Here is a 20499-nt window from a genome sequence, read left to right as displayed (position 1 = left end):
ACTTGTTATTTATTCCACCGGTTGCTTTCCGATGTAGGCCAAGATTCCTCCATCCACATAAAGAATGTGACCATTGACAAAATTACTAGCATCACTAGCCAAAAACACTGCCGGTCCCATCAAATCCTCTGGTTCTCCCCAACGAGCTGCAGGTGTTTTGGCAATGATAAATTGATCAAACGGATGGCGCGTTCCATCTGCTTGTAATTCCCGTAAAGGAGCTGTCTGAGGAGTCGCAATATAGCCAGGGCCAATTCCATTACACTGAATATTAGCTTCTCCGTATTCTGATGCGATATTTTTCGTCAGCATCTTCAAACCGCCCTTGGCTGCTGCATAGGCAGAAACTGTTTCACGTCCTAACTCGCTCATCATAGAACAGATATTGATAATCTTACCATGTCCCTTTTTAATCATTGAGGGAATAACAGCCTTGGAAACAATGAAAGGAGCATTCAAATCAATATCAATGACCTGACGGAACTGAGCTGCCGTCATCTCAATCATCGGCACACGGCGAATAATTCCTGCATTATTGACTAAAATATCAACGACTCCAACTTCTTCTTCGATTTGAGCCACCATAGCTTGGATGCCTTCTTCATCCGTTACATCGCAAACATAACCATGTGCTTCAATCCCCTCAGAACGATAGGCTGATAAGCCTTTGTCTACCAGCTCCTGAGTAATATCATTAAAAACAATGGTCGCTCCTGCCTTAGCATAGGCCAAAGCAATAGCAAAACCAATACCATAAGATCCTCCTGTTATCAGGGCAATCTTCCCTTTGAGCGAAAACTGATCCATTGAAAATGTTTGATTCATACCCTTCAACTCCTTTGTCATTAAACTTGTAAAACGTTTACAAAATCATTTTAATCTAGTAAACCGGTTTTGTCAATAGTTTTTATCATATTATTTGAACTATACAAAAAAACACTACTATAGTTCTTTGTAAAGTATGAACTAACAAGAAATACTGTTTAAAAAACCTAGCATTCGCACAAAAACTTACCTTGTAGCTGATTAGTAAACAGTTTAACTGCATTATCTAAGCGGCTTATACCTAGCTTATCATATTGACAAATAAAGCCAATAATAACTGATTAAATACGAGCCTAAACATGAATATCAAAGATTAGCAACACAACAAAAAACGAATGATAATCGTCAGTTAGAAAATACGAACTAACTATTATTCACTCGTTTTTTAGCTATTTAATCTTTCTAATTTACCAGATTGTCCATTTTGGATAGCATCTCTCATCCTTCCATTCTATTATCTTCCCATAAAAATGAGGAGGAATGATAGGAAATTATTTATAAAATGAAGGACTATCGGGTAGCGAATATCACGTTTGATAAGATAGATCCAGCCTAAATTGATCCCCATCGTCAAGTAAATAAGGAACTGCGGAATTGTCGCTGGAGCATGTATTACACTAAAAATAACTCCTGTCACCACCAGATAAAGTCCCACAGATTTCATGTTTGACATTTTAGGGAAGAAATAAGTCCCTAAAACACCACGAAAAATCAATTCTTCCAAAATTGGAGCAAATATAACCACAGAAAAAAAGGCGATAACTGGATAGAATCTTACGAATTCCACAACCAACTTTTGATTCGGGCTTTCCGAAACAGGCACTAAGAACTGGAACATAACAAAAGCAATGTAAAGCAAGATTGGCCAATAGAGTTTATGAAACCACGACGATTCCACCCTGTAATCAATCGTTTTACGTAAATAAATGAACTTCCATAAAACGATAGTAAAGGCAGTTGAGAGGATTACACCGATGATGGCCCCCCAAAAAACGATACTCTCTATCAACTGAGGTGGGAAATTGGGAACTTTCTTCAATGCAATCCCCACCATTAGAAAACTTGCTACAAATTGATAAGCAAGAAAATAGAGAAATACTAAAACACTATGTTTAACATAATTCAATTATAACAACCTCCCATTGCTCTCTTTCATAAGATGATCTACTGTAACATTCTCCTACTTCCTAGAGGGCTCCCAAACTTTGCAAGAGAAGGAGTAAGCCAATACCGATAAGATTATTCACAAAGTGTAGAATAAGAGCGTAAGAATACTTTCCTGATAGACGGTAAATAACCCCCAAGACCAGACCTATTCCTGCATAGAGAACCCAGGAACCAATATTGGTAGGACCATGGATAAGACCAAATAGATAACTAGATAAAAGTAAACCTAAAATCGAATCTTTCCCAAAAACTTTCCCCATGATAATCCCACGGAAAAGTAATTCTTCCAGAACAGGAGCAAAAAAGACTGTAAAAATAAAGAGTAGTAAAACCGGTAAACCACTATTTTGAATGAGCTCCTGATTGGCTGGAGTCTTTCCATACCCCTCTTCTATCACAATCAACTGACCACCAATCATTTTTACACCAAACAAAACGACGAAACCGATACTGAGAAAGCCAAACGCTTCAAGCAAACTCCACTTCTTCTCACTCTGCCATAAACCTAAAATTTTAGTACTCCACAGACCTATAGCTACTGCAAAAAGTAGCAATGCCGCTGCAATGAATAGATTTGGACCATTAAAATTTGGCAGGCTAAACACTAATCGTTGTGTCAGAATATTTAATGCTAGAACTGCTACAGCAGTCAGAAGATACTTCCAGTTTTTAACGACATTCCATTCCATAATAGTTGTTATTTTTTTCATGATAATCTAATTATCTCCTTCACATATTTTTAAAATATTTCTTTTAGTTTATCTTTTTTTAGAAAATAGCAGCGCTCTTAGCCAATTTGAACTAAGATGAACAGAAATAGGCAAGTCAAGCCGCTCTGTAGCTAATTATTCTTCAAAGACATGCACACAATAACTTTTTCAAAACCTTCTATCTGACTTCATCTGAAGACTTTTCACTCCGACTTTGATTATTTAAAATATCTCCGAACCATTTGAACTTGCATCACATTGATATAAATATGGAGAAAGGCTACGATAATATAACCGACAATTTGAGGTCTGTGCAGAATAAAACTTAGGACAAATAAGAAAATATACAGACTTGGCAAAATAATCTGATTGAGAGAGAAAACAACTTGGAAACTTGTTTCATAGTTTGCCTGCTTTTCACCTTCATCTATAGCATTTACAAAATCCTTCATTTCTTTAACGGTTGCAAGAGCTGATAGCTTGTATTGGCGAATTTTCTGAATCAATTTTAAAAGGAATGACTGAGAAATAAAAAGAAGAACCAATAGTAGCAGATCAATAAGCGACCAGGTCATGAATAGAGCTGAACTAGAAAAATCTATTCTAGTCCCTAAGCCCAAGTTTAACAAAGTCAGCGAAGCTGCAACATTAAATAAGATGGTTGTATACTCTAAATTTCGATGCATTTTCCTATACAGACCATCAGCTAAATCATCCTCTTCATCCGTTAGATGTTTATAGCTTGTATGCAATTGGTTGGCCTTTATTCCCAAATAAATAGCAATAGTAAAAGCAATAAAATTAAACATACGAGTGAAGAGTACTAGATGATCCAAACTCATAAAAGATGGAAGTCCATTGAGATGGTACAGCATGGCAAAGTAGCCTACAAATCCACCAACAACTGCTCCCATCAGCATATAAGTAATGATACGAAGTCCCCTTTGCATTGTTGAAATCTGTTTACCCTGTTTCATCCATCTACCTCCACTAATTGAAAAACATTTTCCAATTGTTCGTTAAAAATCTGTGCAATCCGTATCGCAATGACTACTGATGGTGTGTATTCTCCCCGCTCAATCAGGCTAATAGTCTGTCGAGAAACTTCTGCTGATTTGGCCAATTCTGTTTGGTTGAGCCCATCACGAGCCCGCAGTTCCTTGAGCCGGTTTTTCAAAATATATTCCATGATACTTCCTTTCTAAGCCCGACAAACAATCAAGCTATTTTCTGTATCCTTGATTCAAATGGAATCTCCTTAGCGTCTTCCACTTGCTTATACGATATTATTGTAACACTTCTTTTTCTTTTTGACAAGTATATTTGTCAAAAAGAAAATAATAGTAGTCATTATGCATAGTATTCTAGTCAAAAATTATTATATTTTCTCAAAGATGAACAATTCTATTCCTATGCAGGAGTCCTCTGAATCGGATTATCGAAAAAATGCCTATGATAGCAAAAGCTCCTTCATCCAACAGATGAAAGAGCTTATATATGTTATAGATTTTCAGCGACACTATTCAAGAGAGTTTGGATAGCAGACGTGTCGCTACCGCCTGCCATAGCCATGTCTGGCTTACCACCACCACGACCTGCTACGATTGGAGCAAGAACTTTGATGAGGTTCCCTGCATGGATGGATGCTGCTTTACTTGCCACAAGAACATTGACCTTGTCGTTAATAGCCGCAACAAGAACAAGCACATCGGAATAATCTCTTTGTTTCCAGTTGTCTGCAAAAGTACGAAGAGCACCTGCATCAGAAACTTGGACTTGGCTAGCAATGTAGCGAATACCATTTACTTCTTGGACAGCTTTGAAGACATCACCTGCTGCCGCTGCTGCTGCTTTTTCTTTTAGGCTAGCATTTTCCTTTTGCAATTCACGTAATTGTTCTTGAAGACTAGCTACCTTATTTGGCACCTCCTTGATTTGAGGAGATTTGATGGTTGCTGCTACTTCTTTTAAGGCATCTTCTTGGTCACGATATGTCAAGAAGGCTTCTCGACTCGTTACAGCTACAATACGACGAGTCCCTGAACCAATTCCTTCTTCTTTCAAAATCTTGAAAATTCCGATTTCAGCGGTATTGCCAACATGAGTACCACCACAAAGTTCAACAGAATAATCGCCAATGGTAACAACGCGAACCTTCTTACCATATTTCTCACCAAAGAGTGCCATTGCTCCCATTTCTTTAGCTGTTGCAAGATCTGTTTCAACTGTGATTACTGGGAGAGCTTGCCAAATTTGCTCGTTAACTTCTTCTTCAATACGCCGGAGTTCTTCGGGTGTCACCGCTTCAAAGTGCGTAAAGTCAAATCGTAGGAGTTCTTGGTCGTTCAATGAGCCTGCCTGCGTTGCATGTTCGCCGATGATCTTATGAAGAGCTGCATGGAGCAAGTGGGTTGCGGTGTGGTTCTTCATAATACGGTGACGACGCTGCTTATCAATAGCCACTGTGTAGCGATTTCCTACAACTAATTCTGCCAGGATTTGGGCGGTATGGAGCGGTTGTCCATTCGGTGCTTTTTGAACATCTGTAATCTCAGCAAGGATATTACCAGCTTCATCCAAAATAACACCGTGGTCTGCGACCTGACCGCCCATTTCTGCATAGAAAGGAGTTTTATCAAAGACTAACAAGGCTTCACCACTAGACAAGCTATCCACGCGAGCATTATCCGCTACAAGAACAGATAAACTAGCCTCTAGTTGATTCGCTTCATAAACAAAGACAGACTCTTCTGTGATGCCTGCAAGGGTTTCATTTTGCATACCCATTGAGCCGCCCTTGACAACTGATGCACGCGCACGATCTTGTTGCTCCTTCATAGCTGCTTCAAAGCCAGGAATGTCAAGGGTCATGCCACGATTCTCAGCCAATTCTTCCGTCAACTCAACTTGGAATCCATAGGTATCATAAAGCTTGAAGATGTCACGACCATCAATGATTGTCTTTCCTTCTGTCGCCAACTTGTTCATCAACTGTTCAGCAAATTGTGAACCTGTATGAATCGTGCGGGCAAAAGACTCTTCCTCACTCCTGACAATTTTCTCAATAAATTCACGTTTTTCAAGCACTTCTGGATAGTAACTTTCCATGATGTGCCCCACCGTTTCGACCAGCTTGTACAAGAATGGCTCAGTGATTCCCAAACGCTGACCATGCATTGAAGCGCGGCGAAGCAGACGACGAAGAACATAGCCACGACCTTCATTTCCCGGAAGAGCACCATCCCCAATAGCAAACGACAAGGCACGGATGTGGTCTGCGATGACCTTAAAGCTCATGTTATCACCATCTGGATCATAAGTCTTACCAGATATTTTCTCTACTTCACGAATGATTGGCAAAAACAGATCTGTCTCAAAATTCGTCTTAGCTCCTTGGAAAATAGCCGCTAAGCGTTCCAAACCGGCTCCCGTATCAATGTTTTTATTTGGCAATTCCTGATACTCTGAACGCGGAAGAGCTGGATCTGCGTTAAATTGTGAGAGAACGATATTCCAAATCTCTATATAGCGGTCATTTTCAATGTCTTCTTCTAAAAGACGAATACCGATATTTTCAGGGTCAAAGTCTGTTCCACGGTCAAAGAAGATTTCTGTATCCGGACCAGAAGGACCGGCACCGATTTCCCAGAAGTTATCTTCTAGCGGGATCAAATGACTTGGGTCTACTCCAAGAGCAATCCAACGGTTGTATGAATCCTTATCATCTGGATAATAGGTCATGTACAGTTTATCCTTAGGAAAGGCAAACCACTCCGGACTTGTCAGAAGCTCAAATCCCCACTCAATTGCTTCATTACGGAAATAGTCACCAATTGAAAAATTTCCTAGCATTTCAAACATGGTGTGATGACGTGCTGTTTTACCAACGTTTTCAATATCATTGGTACGGATAGATTTTTGTGCATTGGTAATCCGTGGATTTTCAGGAATGACAGAACCATCAAAGTATTTTTTCAAGGTTGCTACACCTGAGTTAATCCAAAGAAGAGTTGGATCATTGACAGGCACAAGGTTGGCAGATGGCTCAACAGAGTGTCCTTTCGATTTCCAGAAATCCAACCACATTTGACGAATTTGAGCAGAAGATAATTGTTTCATAATTCAGATACTAAGAGCCTTAAATGCAAAGTAAAAATAAGGAGCTAACAACGTGTTCTTTGAACACTAAGCAACTCATCTTTTCTACACAGCATTTAGCTCATGTTCAGTTCAAAAAGAAGCTGAACTTTTCCTTTCGTAATTTTTCATAATTTGGTAAAAGTAGTAAGGGAGAGAAGAAAAAGTGTATTCTTTAGAACACTTTATCTTTTTTACACAGTTGTTAGGCGTACCATAATTTTGGCAGAACCTTATTAAACGAGTGAAAGGACACTAACTGGAAGTACTTTCCATCATTTCGACATAGTCTAGGGCCACGACTAGGGAAATAACCAAATCTGCGTAATTATCATCCATGACTATCACTTTATAGTGCGAAGTCAGATGAAAAAGCTCCTTGGATATTTCAGCTACCAGCTGACCTTCCGAACTTCTCAATCGAAAATGTAAATCCCAAATATTCCCCTCTAGTAGCAGACCTAAATTCTCAACTGTATAACGGTCTTTGAAAAAAGTCAATTCCTTACGCACATGGAAAGAATGTCCGTTGGTCATTTCGATCGTAAATCGGGGTAAAAAGGTCAAAAATGCCTTTGTAATCTGGCAAACTTTATCTCCTTGCGCATCGGTTATAAAAAAACGCTTGGGAATTTCAAGAAAACTCCCCTCAACCTGATAAGCAAGTCGTTCATGATTATCGCGAATCTCAAACTTTTCACCTCCAAAGGTAAATCGTTGTTTCACCTGGAATTGTTTCATAATCCTCTCTCCAAAAAAATGACAAGAAACCAAACGAAGGGCGAAAAACCGCGGTACCACCTTCATTCAATGACTTGTCATTCTCATTTTGTATTCTGTTGTAGATATTAAGTAGCAGGATATTTCGCTTAGATGGCTCGCAGCAACCGCCAATTTTCTGAAACTAAGTGATGAAATACCCATTCTTAATAAACATCCAATTACTGACCTGATGAACTAGAAGATTCTTTTGTTGATGAAGAACTCTGAGTTGACGAAGAACTTTGAGTTGACGAAGAACTTTGAGTTGATGACGAACTACTTCCTTCTGTTGTCACGTATTTTGAAAGGAGGCTTTGGAAAGCAGGATCCTTCACTTTAACATTCGCACTTTGTAGTCCTTCTTTCAAAACTTTTGCAACAAAGGTCGGATTATTTTGGTTTTGAGTCAAAACGATTTCTTTCAACTTATCCTTGTAATCTTCCCATTTAGCAGATTTTTCTGTTTTAGCTTCTAACTTCACAACATAGTAGCTAGTTTTATATGTTTTCATATCAACTGATGAAACGACTGAAGCACCCACCTGACCTGCATCAAGAGCAAAAACCGCTTTTTGGACTTCAGCAGGGACTGTTGTTGATGTTGAATCAAACTTAATTTCACCACCATTGTCCTTCGTAGCAGTATCAGTTGAATTTTCTTTCGCCAACTTAGCAAAATCTGCTCCCTGAGCTTGTGCTGCTGCTAAAACTTCCTTTGCCTTAGCCTCATCTGTCAACTTGATGATACGCGCAGTAACTTCCGGAGTGTAAGCGTCATAAGCCTTTTTATAAACTTCATCCGTTAGTTCTTTTTCAGTCGCTTGTTGGATAGCATACTTAACCAACTTATCTGTACGCAATTGTGCCTTATATGTTTCTGTCGTTAGCCCGGCAGAAGAAAGAGCGTTTGCAAATGAATCTCCAAACTGCGCTGCCTTTGCTTCGTATTCTTTATTGACTTCATCAGCAGAAACCTTATCACCATATTGATTCTCAAACACATTACTAATAATCATTGATAGCAAAACTTGTTGAGCCTGAGGATTTGTTTTTACCTTCTCATAAAACTGAGATACAGTGATTCGTTTTCCTTTCATGGTAATAATGTCTTTATCTGCTGCACTTGAACAAGCAGCAAGTGTTACAGCCGCAAAAAGGGTTGCTGCGCCTGCAAGAATCTTTTTAGTTTTCTTCATTAGAAACTCTCTCCTTTTCTTAATTAACCCTTTCATTATAACACAAAAGCTTAAAAACTTCTTAAAATTCTTCAATATTTAAAACAACATTGTCAATATTTTTTCGCAACATAAGAAGACCATCACTCATAGAAACCAGACTAGCAGTCAAACCCGGATTATCTAAGGTCGCATTGAACAAGCGCTGCAAGCCTTTATAAATAGTCCGTTGCCCACGTCGCACTTCCGTTATCTCCTTGGCAATATCTCCTCCTTGGAAAATATCATCCACTACAATCAAACCACCCACCTTCACCTTTTTTAGAACTTCTGGCAAGAATACGATGTATTTGGATTTAGCAGAATCCATAAAGACAAAATCATAAGTGTCATCTGATAGGTTTGGTAAAATATCCATCGCTTCACCTTCTAGCAACTCAATCTGTTGCCGGCTGTCATACTTAGCAAAGTTTTCCTTGGCAAACCCAATCATTTCTTCATTGCGATCAATGGTCGTAATCTGTGAGTGAGGACTATTTTCAGCCATTAACAAGGCTGAAAAACCGATAGCTGTACCAATTTCTAAAATACGTTTGGGTTGCAGGGTCTGCATAAGCAAGCGAAAGTAGGCAACTGTTTCGTGAGGGATGACCGGGATATTCTCTCTACGTGCAAATTCTTCTAATTCCTTTAAAAATCCTGTATTCTGCGCCTGACGTGTCCGCATAAATTCCACAATTTCCTCTTTGACAATAGGACGGCGCATGTTGTGGTTTGCGTTCTTAGAATATGATTGAACCATAAGCTTCATTATAACATAAGCTACTAATAATTTCTTCTCATACATACCAAAAAGACAGGAATCCCCTGCCTTTTAGTTTACATATATTTTGCATAATCTATTCGATAACCGATATTATTCGCCAACTCTCGCAGACGATTGAAAATAGAAACTTTAGCAAAGAATAGATAATGACTCTCTGTATCCATATCAATCGCTCCGAGACAGTAGCCTTCACTAGCATATTTACGATCAATAACTGCTGCCCATTTAGGCATAGAGTCTGCTACATTCAATCCCTCCGAATCAAGCTGAAGGGAAATCCCTGTATTACGGACCTGCTGAAGACGGTCAAACGAGTGGACAAACTCTTGCAATTCATCGCGATGATTGTAAACACAGATATAGTTTAAGTGTTCTAGCAACTTTGTCAAAATCAGCCAAAGGTTCTCTGTTTCAGACTCTCCAACACGATCCAAAAAATCGTCAAATGAATCTGGTTCAAGAGTCTGCTCGATAGAGTCAAGGATGTCATTCGGATCCTTGGAAAAAACGATTTCTCTTAGTTGGATAAATAAATCTCTATTGCCATTTGACAGCAGATCAGCTAGTTCAAAAATATCCTGTAATTGCTCTTCTGTCAGCATACTACCTCCTAATTTATTGATTTAAAAAATCCCATTGCACATGCGGGGCTACCCGCTCTATAAAATGATAGATTTCATTGAAGTCTGCTCCATCCAGTTTGTTCAAATTAACTTCCACAAGTAGAGTTCCTGTATTTCCTACAAGACGCAACCTTCTTGATTGGTATCCACGATAGAGGGGATACGCACAGTGACGAATCTTTCCGATCTCTCCCAAGGGAATACGTTGCCTTGGTCCCAAATCTGACTTTGTAGTTCTAAATATTCAGTTGTTAAGCCAAAGACTGCATTTTGTTTTCTCAACACGTAAGAATAGACTAGGAGTGGTTGCATCAGTAGTAAAAAAACAACATTTTCTATTGATAGCTCCGACTTTATCAAACTTCCGATACCAATCAGTACCAAAACTAGACTAAACAGAGTAGGAATCACACTCAAGCGTTTATAGGAGAGTATGACTTAGAGATGTACTCCTCTTTCGACAAGCTCTTCAAGTTCCTCCAAGCGAGCTTCAAAGACCTTGAAAGCGTCATTTAGGTAGTCTTCTTTAGTCATATCCACACCAGCTTTGGCGATAACATTTAGAGAATAATCGGAACTACCAGCCTTCAGATAATTTAGGTAGTTTTCCTTGTCTTCTGGGCTTCCATTGACAATCTTATTGGCAAGGGCTGATGCCGCTGCAAAGCCCGTCGCATACTGGTAAACATAGAAATTGTAATAGAAGTGCGGAATGCGTGCCCATTCATACTGGATTTCAGGATTGTCTTCCGCAGAAAGTCCATAATATTTCTCATTCATCTTACCGTACAACTCATTGAGGAAGTCAGCAGTCAAAACCTGCCCTTCTTGGTCAGCTTTATAGATAGCTTGTTCAAACTCAGCAAATTGAGTCTGACGGAATACCGTGCCACGGAAACCATCCAAATAGTGGTTGAGGATTGCAAAGCGCTCCTTATCGTCCTTCACTTCTGCCAAGAGCTTTTCAGTGAGGAGGTTCTCGTTGGTAGTTGAGGCAATTTCTGCCAAGAAGAGAGTGTAATGTCCATAGACATAAGGCTGGGTTCTACGAGTCAGCATGGAATGAAGGGAGTGACCTGTTTCGTGAATCAAAGTAAACATGTTATCCAAGTTGTCCTGCCAATTGAGCAACATGAAGGCATTGGTATCATAGGCGCCACCTGAATAAGCTCCTGAACGCTTTCCTTCGTTGACATGAACATCAATCCAGCGATTTTCAAAGGCTTCTTTAACAATAGTTGAGTAGTCTTCACCAAAAATTTCCAACGTTTCTTGACATTTTTTGAGTGCATCCTCATAAGAAATCTTTGTACTAAAATCGGACAAGGGTGCGTACATATCGTACATCTTGAGGTCATCAATTCCCAAGAGTTTCTTACGCAAGTTGATATAACGATGCAGGAGAGGAAGGTGCTTATTGACAGCTGATACCAATGTATCATAGACAGATTCTGGAATAAAATTAGCTGCAAGTGCTGCGTGGCGAGCCGAATCGTACTTACGCAAACGAGCTTTCAAGTTATTGACCTTAACATTGGACTGAAGTGTCTTTGCATAGGTATGCTGGAATTGCTCATAGGTTCCGTACATGGCTTCATAAGCTTCCTGACGAACTTCACGATTTTTAGACTCCATAAAATGGATGTAATTACCGTGCGACAGAGGTACTAGATTGCCATCTTCATCTGCGATTTCAGGGAAACGCAAACTGGCATTATCTAAGACCGAGAAGGTTTCTGCTGGGGATTCAAAAATTTCACTGGTTGCAGCTAGAACTTCTTCTACTTCTTGAGATAGAACATGATCTTTTGCGGCTAACAGCTTTTCAAATTGGTGATTGTATTGAATCAAGGCTGGTTCCTCAGCCTTGAAAGCCTTCAACTGCTCTTCTGTAATCGCCATAAATTCTGGCTCGTAAAAGGCAAAAGCTTGTGAAAAAGCAGAATAGAGGCTGATAGCTTTGGCTTGAAATTCTTGGTATTTCCCTTCACGAGTATCTTGGTCGTTCTTCATAGAAGCATAAACATACAGTTTTTCGATACGGCGCATCAAACCAAGCTGGGTCTCGCTAATCTCTAAAAGACTTTTAGCAGAGTCCAACAAATGTCCTGCAAAATCTTTTGTCTTTTCTGTTTCAGTCTGTAGGGCAATATATTCTTCCTCCCAAGCTTCATCTGTTGGGAAAATAGTGGTTAGATCCCACTGATATTTTTCTTCAATCTCATGACGTTGTTTTGACATAGTAATTCCTCCGTGAATCCTATTCTAACACAAAAAAGTCCCCCTTTCCAACGGAAAGTAAGAGAGAATGCCCTATTTCTGGCAGTAGTAGGCCGGTGAATACAGGACTTGTTCCTTCTGAGCTTTCGTTTTTTTATAAAATCTATCAAAAGCTTGGTAGATTGGAGCTAGATTTTTTCTGATTTGGGCAAAGCCAATAGCAGAGCTTGGAAGGCGGATGTGGGGATACCAATCCAGAGCGGTCTTTGTTAGTAGATTGTCACCTTGGCAATAAGCTTCAGCCTGTAGAGTCAACCATTTAGGAGATTTATAATAAAGCTGCTGGGCGATATATTGAGGTAGATGATTGTCTATCGGACAGGTCATCCTAGATAGACTCTGCTTGGTGAAAGGTAGCCGCAAAATATCTAACAGGTTTCCCTGACCAAATGCAAATCTCTTGGTCAGGGAATGCACCCTACCACGCAGATCTTCATGAATGAGATAATGAAGTCGCAATTCCTGCTTTTCATCATCCAATTCCCATAAGTAAAACCCCATATTAAGACTGAAGGAGAGAAATTGCTTATGTAGTTTGGAAAGCCTGTCTTTAAGCCAGAGGTCTTTTCCTAGCAGCCACAATACCTGAAAACCTGACTTATGATAAGAACTTGTTCGTTCTTGCAAACATGAAAGAGATAGACTAGAACACTGGACTTCTAGGGCCAGATGATTATTGACAAATAGATCTGCGACCTGTCCCAAGTTTGGTAAACATTTTTCAAGCTCTACCTTATTGTGTTCAATCAACCAGTTATACAGATAAGACTTGAGCGATAGGTGCTGGGCAGACTCATTCTCGGAGAAGTAATGACAATCCCGCAGGGTAACGTGAGCAAAGTGCGAACGCAGAACTTTTCCGGATTTATATCGTACAGGACCACCACAGCCTGGACAGTTGAATGAGCCTTGCGGCGCAGGATTTTCTAAAAGATTAAACAACAAGCCGTTTTCATTGATAGCAACAAGCATAAGACGACCTCCTTTCTCTATTAGTTCGTAAAAAAACACCCAGTTAATCTGAGTGTTCCATAGTTTATCCAATTTGACTGCCATTTGGTACAGATGAATCCACTGTCAAAAGGGTTAAATGATCATTGTACTCTGCTGAAAGGATCATCCCTTGACTGAGCAAGCCCATCATCTTGCGCGGCTTTAGGTTAGCTACGATTTGAACTTTTTTACCGACCAATTCTTGCTCATTTGGATAATATTTGGCAATACCAGACAGGATTTGGCGATCTTCACCGTCACCAGCATCTAGGCGGAATTTAAGCAATTTATCTGAGCCCTTAACTTTTGAAACTTCTTTGACCTCTGCTACGCGGATTTCTACCTTGTCAAAGTCTTCAAATTGGATCGTTTCTTTCTGATTTTTGAGTTCCACGCTAGCTGGATCCCAGTCTTTTTTCTCCTCTTGGGAAATAGCAGAGCTTCCACCCATTTGAGCTTTGATATAGGCGATTTCTTCTTCCATATCAAGACGTGGAAAGATAGGAGTCCCCTTGGCAATCACTGTCAAGTCATTTGGAAGATCAGCAAATTTAAGAGTTTCAAGCGAGGTCACATTACCCATGCCTAGTTGTTCCATGATTGCATGTGACGTCGCCATCATAAATGGTTGAATGAGGTGCGCCACCACACGAAGACTTGCCGCCAAATGTGCCATGACACTAGCCAGTTGTTCCTTATCGCCGTCTTCTTTAGCTAGGATCCAAGGGGCTGTTTCATCAATGTACTTGTTGGTGCGGGCAATCAAATTCCAAACTGTCTCAAGGGCACGTGGATAATCAACAGATTCCATGTGTTTATGATAGTCTTGGATAGACTGCTCTGCCATTTCTTCCAAATCAGCATCAAAAGCTGTTACACCAGCCTTGAAGTTAGGCAGGCTACCACCGAAGTACTTGTTAATCATGGCAACCGTACGATTGAGGAGATTGCCGAGGTCATTTGCTAGTTCATAATTGATTCGACCAACATAGTCCTCAGGCGTGAAAGTCCCGTCAGATCCGACAGGTAAACTGCGCATGAGGTAGTAGCGGAGGGGGTCAAGACCAAAGCGCTCAACCAACATTTCTGGATAAACCACATTGCCTTTGGACTTAGACATCTTGCCATCTTTCATGACGAACCAACCGTGAGCAATCAAACGATCGGGTAACTTCATATCCAACATCATCAGGAGGACTGGCCAGTAGATAGAGTGGAAACGGAGAATATCCTTACCAACCATATGGAAGACCGTACCATTCCAGAACTTATCGTAGTTGGCGTGGTCGTCCTGACCATAGCCAAGGGCAGTCGCATAGTTGAGCAGGGCATCAATCCAAACATAGACTACATGCTTAGGGTCGCTCAGCACTGGCACTCCCCAACTGAAGGTCGTTCGGGAAACAGCCAAATCTTCCAGACCTGGCTCGATAAAGTTCTTCATGATTTCATTGAGACGACCATCAGGCTGGATAAAGTCTGGATGCTTCTCAAAGAACTCTACTAGCTTATCTTGATACTTGCTAAGGCGGAGGAAGTAAGACTCTTCTGATACCCAGGCTACCTCATGGCCGCTCGGAGCAATACCACCTGTTACCTTGCCGGATTCATCTCGAAAGACCTCTGCTAATTGGCTTTCAGTGAAAAATTCTTCGTCTGATACAGAATACCAGCCTGAGTACTCACCCAAGTAAATATCATCTTGTGCCAGCAATCGCTCAAAAACGTCTGCAACAACTTTTTCATGGTAATCATCTGTTGTACGGATAAATTTGTCATAGGAAATATCAAGGAGCTTCCAAAGTTCCTTAACACCCTCTGCCATGCCATCAACATAAGACTGCGGACTCAAACCGGCCTCAGCAGCCTTGGTTTCTATTTTTTGACCATGCTCATCAAGACCGGTCAAGTAGAAGACTGCATGACCCATCAAGCGCTTATAACGAGCTAAAACATCACAGGCAATAGTCGTGTAGGCAGAGCCAATGTGGAGCTTGCCGGATGGATAGTAAATCGGCGTTGTAATGTAAAATGGTCTTTTTGTCATGTATTTATCTTCCTTTCAAAATAGCTACCTATCGGTGTATAGATTTTCTTGTGTCCCATCAATAGCCTCGTCGCACGACGATAGACCTGACTAGCTCAGGACTCCTGAATTTCTTTCTCGACTAGTGAAACCTTCTATTTCCATTGTCCTATTCTATCACATTTTAATAAAATCACAAAATGCTTACAAGTACTACATTCCGTCAAAATATGCTATACTAGACACTCAATAAAAAAGAAAGAAGGTAACCAATGTTCACAAAAAAGAATCTTTTCATCCACTTCTTTTTCCTAGTCTTATCGGCAGGTATGATTCGTTATAATCTGCAAAGACCAAATTTAATTTGGAATATGTTTTTGGCTTTGGTTGCCTTTGATTTGGCAGTCCTTGCTAACTGTAGCAAACAAAATATTCTAAAATTGTTCGCTGCCATCCTATGGCTCTTCTTTTATCCTAACACATTCTATATGGTAACAGATATTACACACATGCACTTCACCAGTACTGTCCTATGGGAACGTGAAAGCATGATTCTCTTCATGCTCTATGTTCCTAGTATTCTCTTTGGAGTAATGGCTGGTGTAGAAAGTCTAAAACTGATCTTTTCTGCATTTTCCATCAAGGCCTACTGGATACGCCTACTCATATTTTGTACGCTATCCCTCCTATCCAGTATTGCTATCCATATCGGTCGCTATGCCAGATTAAATTCTTGGGACATCTTTACCCGACCAATAACAGTTGTCAATGAAATGATAGCGGCTATATCTTGGGCAGCTCTTCCTTTCATCTCAGGATTCACCATCCTTCAAATTATGGTTCTAGTCTTTTCTGCTGATGAATATTAAAAGGAAACAGTTCAAATAGCTGTTCAGATTGAAGAAAAGAGCTTGGAACATTTTATAATTCCTTTTAAATAAAAAAACGAATAAGTTTGACCTCTGAGTAACAGAAATCTAATCTTATTCGTTTTTTTGTATATGAACTTAGACTTTTATTCTAGCCTCTTATTATTTGGTTATTCCATAATAAACGCTATCTTATGGGGTGCCTTACCAGTAAACAGGAGCATACCAGTTAGAAACAAAATTTCTTACAGTATATGAACCAGCATATTACCATCTGGTGTACCCCATTTTAATCCGTTTTTCCATTCGATATTTAGTCTATTTAAGTTTGGTCTTAACACACTATCTCCATCTTCATTAAAAACGATAGCGCTTTCCGATGAATAATTACATAATATAGATAGCAAAAATTCAAATAAAATGGAGAACGGGTACTGATAGAATAGAAATGCGCCAGACCGAGTTAACAAAATCCAAGTTTGACTTTCAAAGGGTATGAACTGTATGTCTAAAGACTGTCGAAAACCAAATGTTCTAGTAGTACGCTTGGTACCAGTTCATCCTATCCTTTCACTATCTCAAGAAGTTTCTCATAGGAGTCAACTACATCGTAAATTCGGTCATCAGCTATCAACTCCTGCTCCTTCAATGCCCTAAAATGAGCTTTAGCACATTCAATCTTAGCCTGCTCTGCTTATATTAAAATATCCTAGTTCTTGATAGAGTAAACCAGCTGTTCTATTTTCTAATACTGCTAGATAAGACAGCAGGCAGCGCTCCAAACTAGACCCTCAAAAACTTGAATCTCACCCTTCACATATTGCTATCCATCCTTCTCATCATTTCCTCCATATCATAATCAAAGAGCAGATCATGACAACCATGAAAAAGCTCGTGACGCTTTTGATGATTTAGCACTGCAATATCAACTCCCCTATCATCATAGCAATGGTAGATGACATTATCACAAGTCGAAAGCAAGAGGACAGATGCTGATAGATAGGCAAAACCACCAAAATCTGCCCAAACAATTTCTTTGATTATATCTTTTAGGTTTTGAGTGGAGATTGGAAAAAGGTAGCGTTCAAAGATGAGCAGTTCTCCCACTGGACCCACTATCTCAAACAGTTCTGGCTGAGGTGGTGCCTCAAAGCCAAACCTTGATGTAAAATGCCGAAGAGAGACCTCCACATTTCTATCTTCCTCCCGCAATAAAGATAACAGTAAGTAATCATAATTAGAGCTAGCCTGTTCCAAAAGTCTTATTGCTCGCTCATAAGCTCTATCCAGGTAAAGTGGATGAGACATCTCACCAGATGGCCCAATCTCAAAACGCAGAGCAAGAGGCGTACCATAAAAAAATGGACCTAGTAAGTGATTGTTTTCCAATTGAAATTGCTTAATCCACTCGTTCATTTGCATCTGTTTCCTCCATCCTTTTTTACTATTGTACCATATTTCCTCATATTCTTAGAAAAATCAAAACGATGAATATGAGCTTGCTCTGACAAATCTCCATTCTATCTTCCACTTTATTTTATCGTTTTTCCTTGATTTTTATTTTGCACTCTAGCAGCAAACTAGTGTTTCAAAAGAAAATATGGTAGACTAGTTTAAATTGTATCTGAAAGGAAAAACGAATGAAAGCAGAATTTATACATGAAAAAAATAAGTCGTACTTTAATCTCAACTTGATTTTCTCACCAATCGTAGGATTCATCTTACTCATTATCGGCGAAACTGTCGGTAGCATGGTATTTACTCCTATAAGAAGATTGCTACCGTCTAGCGCATTTACGGGTCATGTTCTCGAATTATTTAGCTTTATCTTTATCAGCCTAGCAGTTCTACTTTGGGCGAGAGCCATTGAAAGAAGTCCCTGGCTAGGACTAGGATTCCGAAAAAAGGGAGCTTCTCGTGACTTTCTTAAAGGCTGGGGAATTGGAGCGGCTATGCTGATAACCTGTACCTTCTTACTCATGGCAGTCGGTGCTGTTACCATCAGTAAGGTCAACTTTACTCCGACTCTTCTCGCCCAATTCCTCATCATCATGATAGCTTGGTCTATCCAAGGTACGACAGAAGAGATCCTCGTTCGCGGTTGGATGTTTCCATCCCTTTCAGCCAAACATAATATCCCTGTCGGAATAATAGCCTCCTCACTCTTTTTCGCTGCTATACACCTCGGTAACAACGCTATCTCCTTCATCTCCCTAGTGGATCTGTTCTTATTTGGGGTTCTAACCTGCCTAATCATGCTAAAAACAGGTAATATCTGGGTTATCAGTGGTATTCACGCTGCTTGGAATTGTTTCCAAGGGAATGTCTTTGCCTTTCCAGTTAGCGGATCGGATACTGGTGCAGCCTTTTTGGAAGTCAATACCAAAGGTCCTGAGTGGCTATCCGGTGGGCAGTTTGGAGTGGAAGGTTCTGTTATTAGTCTTCTTGTACAAGGTGTGATGATCGCTTGGCTGATTTACGATCTCTATTTCAAAAATAAAGCAAAATAAAACACCGCTACAACTCATTTTTGCGGTAAAGAAAATAGAATAACTAAAAAGACTGTTCGCTACTGAAAATAGCTGACAGTCTTTTTAGTTATTCAACACTGGGAGTTGCATCACTTAGCTTCCGAATGCTTGTAACCATAAAGGATATAAATAAGTATCCCAACGACCAAAGCAAAACCAAATGCCATCCATGTGTTCAAATCATATTGAAACATGAAAGAAAGACAGATGACGATAGACAAAATCGGTAAGAGAGGTACCAGCGGTGTCTTAAATTGTCCCTGCTTAGGTAGACCTTCCACTTGACGCAAGCGGATGATGCCAAGAGCCAACATGATGAGATAAGCCAGAGTGCAGATGTTTAGGAAGGAAGCGATACTTGCCAGTGGAAAAACTCCTGCACAGATAGCTGCAAAGATTCCAACTAAAATAGTCGCATTTTTTGGAACCTTGCTCGTTTGTGTCAACTGACTCAGTGATTTTGGCAAAAGACCATCTCGACTGATAGAATAAACCATACGAGAAAGTGCATAGGTCATTGAAATACATACAGTAATCAATGTCAAGATGGCTACAACAGACACATAGCTCGCTGCCCAGCCTAAGCCAACTTCACGAAGAGCAAAGGCAACTGCATCAGCGACATCAAGCTTAGTGTAATGAACCATACCTGTCAAGACTAGCGTCACAACAATATAAAGAATAGTTACAATGGATAAGGATAATACAACACCCTTAGGAACATTTTTCTCTGGTCGTTTGACCTCATCAATCGCCAATGAAATAGATTCAAAACCAAGAAAGGCAAAGAACATCAACGAAGCACCAGCCATGATTCCAGCTTTTCCTCCGTAGATTGCACCAAAGCCAAATGGAGCAAAATTAGACCAATTTTCAGCTTTTATAAAAAAGATACCGGCTAAAACAAAGAGAGCCAAAGCAGAGAATTTCAAAACAACTAAAGCTGAATTGAAGCGAAGAGCCGCCTTGGAATTAAGCAAAACTACTCCAACTACAAAGATTAGGACCAATACTGGTAGGAGGTCAATATAGGTTCCTGCTTGTGGGTTGAAGGTTCCATTTAAAGCTGTTGGCATAGCAAGGCCAAAGTTAGCCAAAAGACCTTTTAGATAAGACCCCCAACCAGATGCAACACTAGATACTGCTGTCAAAAACTCCATAATGGTCAACCAACCAGCTATCCAGGCAGGAAATTCACCGAAAACAGCATAAAGGTATCCATAAGCCCCCCCATTCGTCGGGATACGAGAAGCAAACTCCGCATAAAACAGCGCTGTAAGCCCAACAGAAATTGCTGCAATGACAATAGAAATAACCAGAGCTGGTCCTGCATACTGAGCCGCTGCTAGACCAGTCACGGTGAAAATCCCTGTTCCAACCATAGAACCGATCCCTAGTAATACCAAATCTATTAACCCCAGATGACGACGCATCTGGCTACTTTGAGCCGCTGCTTGTTTCTTTCTAAATAAATTCACAAATTACTCCTTTTTAGTAAAAATAACGATACTCAGCGAAACCAAAACTGATGGCTATTGTTCGTTTGAGTTCCAAAGAATCGCACCTTCATATTAT

The 20499-nt window shown here is 40.0% G+C and carries 17 protein-coding genes; 2 read left to right on the top strand and 15 right to left on the bottom strand.

The annotated features are described in order from the left end of the window. Window positions 1-9 precede the first annotated feature (9 nt). The 13 genes from SR187_RS03260 to metG all read right to left on the bottom strand — a co-directional run bounded on the left by SR187_RS03260 (window position 10) and on the right by metG (window position 15545). On the bottom strand, window positions 10-825 hold the full coding sequence (locus tag SR187_RS03260) for a gluconate 5-dehydrogenase (RefSeq protein WP_024531723.1): 816 nt from the start codon (window positions 823-825) through the stop codon (window positions 10-12). Window positions 826-1279: 454 nt separating this feature from the next. Continuing rightward, entirely contained in the window at window positions 1280-1951 is a 672-nt protein-coding gene (locus SR187_RS03255; protein WP_227985763.1) for a CPBP family intramembrane glutamic endopeptidase, read from the bottom strand. Between the two features lie 61 nt (window positions 1952-2012). Continuing rightward, complete coding sequence (locus SR187_RS03250; RefSeq protein ID WP_120171496.1) at window positions 2013-2702, bottom strand: CPBP family intramembrane glutamic endopeptidase; 690 nt, start codon at window positions 2700-2702, stop codon at window positions 2013-2015. A 218-nt stretch (window positions 2703-2920) separates the two neighbouring features. After that, entirely contained in the window at window positions 2921-3679 is a 759-nt protein-coding gene (locus tag SR187_RS03245) for a DUF3169 family protein (RefSeq protein ID WP_120171495.1), read from the bottom strand. Next, on the bottom strand, window positions 3676-3891 hold the full coding sequence (locus SR187_RS03240) for a helix-turn-helix transcriptional regulator (protein ID WP_120171494.1): 216 nt from the start codon (window positions 3889-3891) through the stop codon (window positions 3676-3678). Before SR187_RS03240 ends, SR187_RS03245 begins: the two co-directional genes overlap by 4 nt. 311 nt (window positions 3892-4202) lie before the next feature. Beyond that, window positions 4203-6821 (bottom strand): alanine--tRNA ligase, encoded by a 2619-nt coding sequence (alaS, locus tag SR187_RS03235; RefSeq protein WP_120171493.1) that lies wholly within the window; start codon window positions 6819-6821, stop codon window positions 4203-4205. A gap of 273 nt (window positions 6822-7094) precedes the next feature. After that, complete coding sequence (locus tag SR187_RS03230) at window positions 7095-7580, bottom strand: LURP-one-related/scramblase family protein (protein WP_120171492.1); 486 nt, start codon at window positions 7578-7580, stop codon at window positions 7095-7097. Between the two features lie 200 nt (window positions 7581-7780). Next, window positions 7781-8797 (bottom strand): peptidylprolyl isomerase, encoded by a 1017-nt coding sequence (locus SR187_RS03225; RefSeq protein ID WP_120171491.1) that lies wholly within the window; start codon window positions 8795-8797, stop codon window positions 7781-7783. Between the two features lie 61 nt (window positions 8798-8858). Further along, window positions 8859-9578, bottom strand: coding sequence for an O-methyltransferase (locus SR187_RS03220; RefSeq protein ID WP_024531731.1), 720 nt, complete (start codon window positions 9576-9578; stop codon window positions 8859-8861). A 77-nt stretch (window positions 9579-9655) separates the two neighbouring features. Continuing rightward, entirely contained in the window at window positions 9656-10204 is a 549-nt protein-coding gene (locus SR187_RS03215; RefSeq protein ID WP_024531732.1) for a DUF6630 family protein, read from the bottom strand. A 459-nt stretch (window positions 10205-10663) separates the two neighbouring features. Beyond that, window positions 10664-12466 (bottom strand): oligoendopeptidase F, encoded by a 1803-nt coding sequence (pepF, locus tag SR187_RS03205; RefSeq protein ID WP_120171490.1) that lies wholly within the window; start codon window positions 12464-12466, stop codon window positions 10664-10666. Window positions 12467-12538: 72 nt separating this feature from the next. Then, a complete protein-coding gene (locus tag SR187_RS03200) occupies window positions 12539-13477 on the bottom strand; it encodes a competence protein CoiA (protein WP_120171489.1) in 939 nt (312 codons plus the stop codon). A 64-nt stretch (window positions 13478-13541) separates the two neighbouring features. Continuing rightward, the gene (gene metG / locus SR187_RS03195; protein WP_120171488.1) at window positions 13542-15545 is read right to left on the bottom strand and encodes a methionine--tRNA ligase; all 2004 of its coding nucleotides are present in this window, start codon (window positions 15543-15545) and stop codon (window positions 13542-13544) included. A gap of 251 nt (window positions 15546-15796) precedes the next feature. Here metG and SR187_RS03190 point away from each other — a divergent pair, with 251 nt between their 5' ends. Beyond that, a complete protein-coding gene (locus tag SR187_RS03190) occupies window positions 15797-16393 on the top strand; it encodes a DUF1361 domain-containing protein (RefSeq protein ID WP_024533046.1) in 597 nt (198 codons plus the stop codon). Between the two features lie 813 nt (window positions 16394-17206). On the opposite strand, the gene SR187_RS03185 is transcribed toward SR187_RS03190, so the two are convergent. Next, entirely contained in the window at window positions 17207-17809 is a 603-nt protein-coding gene (locus SR187_RS03185) for a DUF3885 domain-containing protein (protein ID WP_227985557.1), read from the bottom strand. Window positions 17810-18033: 224 nt separating this feature from the next. Here SR187_RS03185 and SR187_RS03180 point away from each other — a divergent pair, with 224 nt between their 5' ends. Continuing rightward, entirely contained in the window at window positions 18034-18903 is an 870-nt protein-coding gene (locus SR187_RS03180; RefSeq protein WP_120171487.1) for a CPBP family intramembrane glutamic endopeptidase, read from the top strand. Window positions 18904-19013: 110 nt separating this feature from the next. Here SR187_RS03180 and SR187_RS03175 read toward each other — a convergent pair whose 3' ends face one another. Further along, window positions 19014-20402, bottom strand: a complete 1389-nt coding sequence (locus tag SR187_RS03175; protein ID WP_120171486.1) for an amino acid permease — start codon at window positions 20400-20402, stop codon at window positions 19014-19016. Between the last annotated feature and the right edge of the window lie 97 nt (window positions 20403-20499).

It is taken from the genome of Streptococcus ruminantium (assembly GCF_003609975.1).
Lineage (GTDB): Bacteria > Bacillota > Bacilli > Lactobacillales > Streptococcaceae > Streptococcus > Streptococcus ruminantium.
The sequence above is the reverse complement of the archived record's forward strand: the minus strand, read 5'-3'. Positions and strand labels throughout refer to the sequence as shown.

Coding starts and splice junctions, on each gene's coding strand:
- SR187_RS03185 (WP_227985557.1), bottom strand. CDS start 17,809: ATGAACGAGTGGATTAAGCAATTTCAATTGGAAAACAATCACTTACTA.
- SR187_RS03180 (WP_120171487.1), top strand. CDS start 18,034: ATGAAAGCAGAATTTATACATGAAAAAAATAAGTCGTACTTTAATCTC.
- SR187_RS03215 (WP_024531732.1), bottom strand. CDS start 10,204: ATGCTGACAGAAGAGCAATTACAGGATATTTTTGAACTAGCTGATCTG.
- SR187_RS03230 (WP_120171492.1), bottom strand. CDS start 7,580: ATGAAACAATTCCAGGTGAAACAACGATTTACCTTTGGAGGTGAAAAG.
- pepF (WP_120171490.1), bottom strand. CDS start 12,466: ATGTCAAAACAACGTCATGAGATTGAAGAAAAATATCAGTGGGATCTA.
- SR187_RS03220 (WP_024531731.1), bottom strand. CDS start 9,578: ATGGTTCAATCATATTCTAAGAACGCAAACCACAACATGCGCCGTCCT.
- SR187_RS03190 (WP_024533046.1), top strand. CDS start 15,797: ATGTTCACAAAAAAGAATCTTTTCATCCACTTCTTTTTCCTAGTCTTA.
- SR187_RS03200 (WP_120171489.1), bottom strand. CDS start 13,477: ATGCTTGTTGCTATCAATGAAAACGGCTTGTTGTTTAATCTTTTAGAA.
- metG (WP_120171488.1), bottom strand. CDS start 15,545: ATGACAAAAAGACCATTTTACATTACAACGCCGATTTACTATCCATCC.
- SR187_RS03240 (WP_120171494.1), bottom strand. CDS start 3,891: ATGGAATATATTTTGAAAAACCGGCTCAAGGAACTGCGGGCTCGTGAT.
- SR187_RS03245 (WP_120171495.1), bottom strand. CDS start 3,679: ATGAAACAGGGTAAACAGATTTCAACAATGCAAAGGGGACTTCGTATC.
- SR187_RS03250 (WP_120171496.1), bottom strand. CDS start 2,702: ATGAAAAAAATAACAACTATTATGGAATGGAATGTCGTTAAAAACTGG.
- SR187_RS03225 (WP_120171491.1), bottom strand. CDS start 8,797: ATGAAGAAAACTAAAAAGATTCTTGCAGGCGCAGCAACCCTTTTTGCG.
- alaS (WP_120171493.1), bottom strand. CDS start 6,821: ATGAAACAATTATCTTCTGCTCAAATTCGTCAAATGTGGTTGGATTTC.
- SR187_RS03260 (WP_024531723.1), bottom strand. CDS start 825: ATGAATCAAACATTTTCAATGGATCAGTTTTCGCTCAAAGGGAAGATT.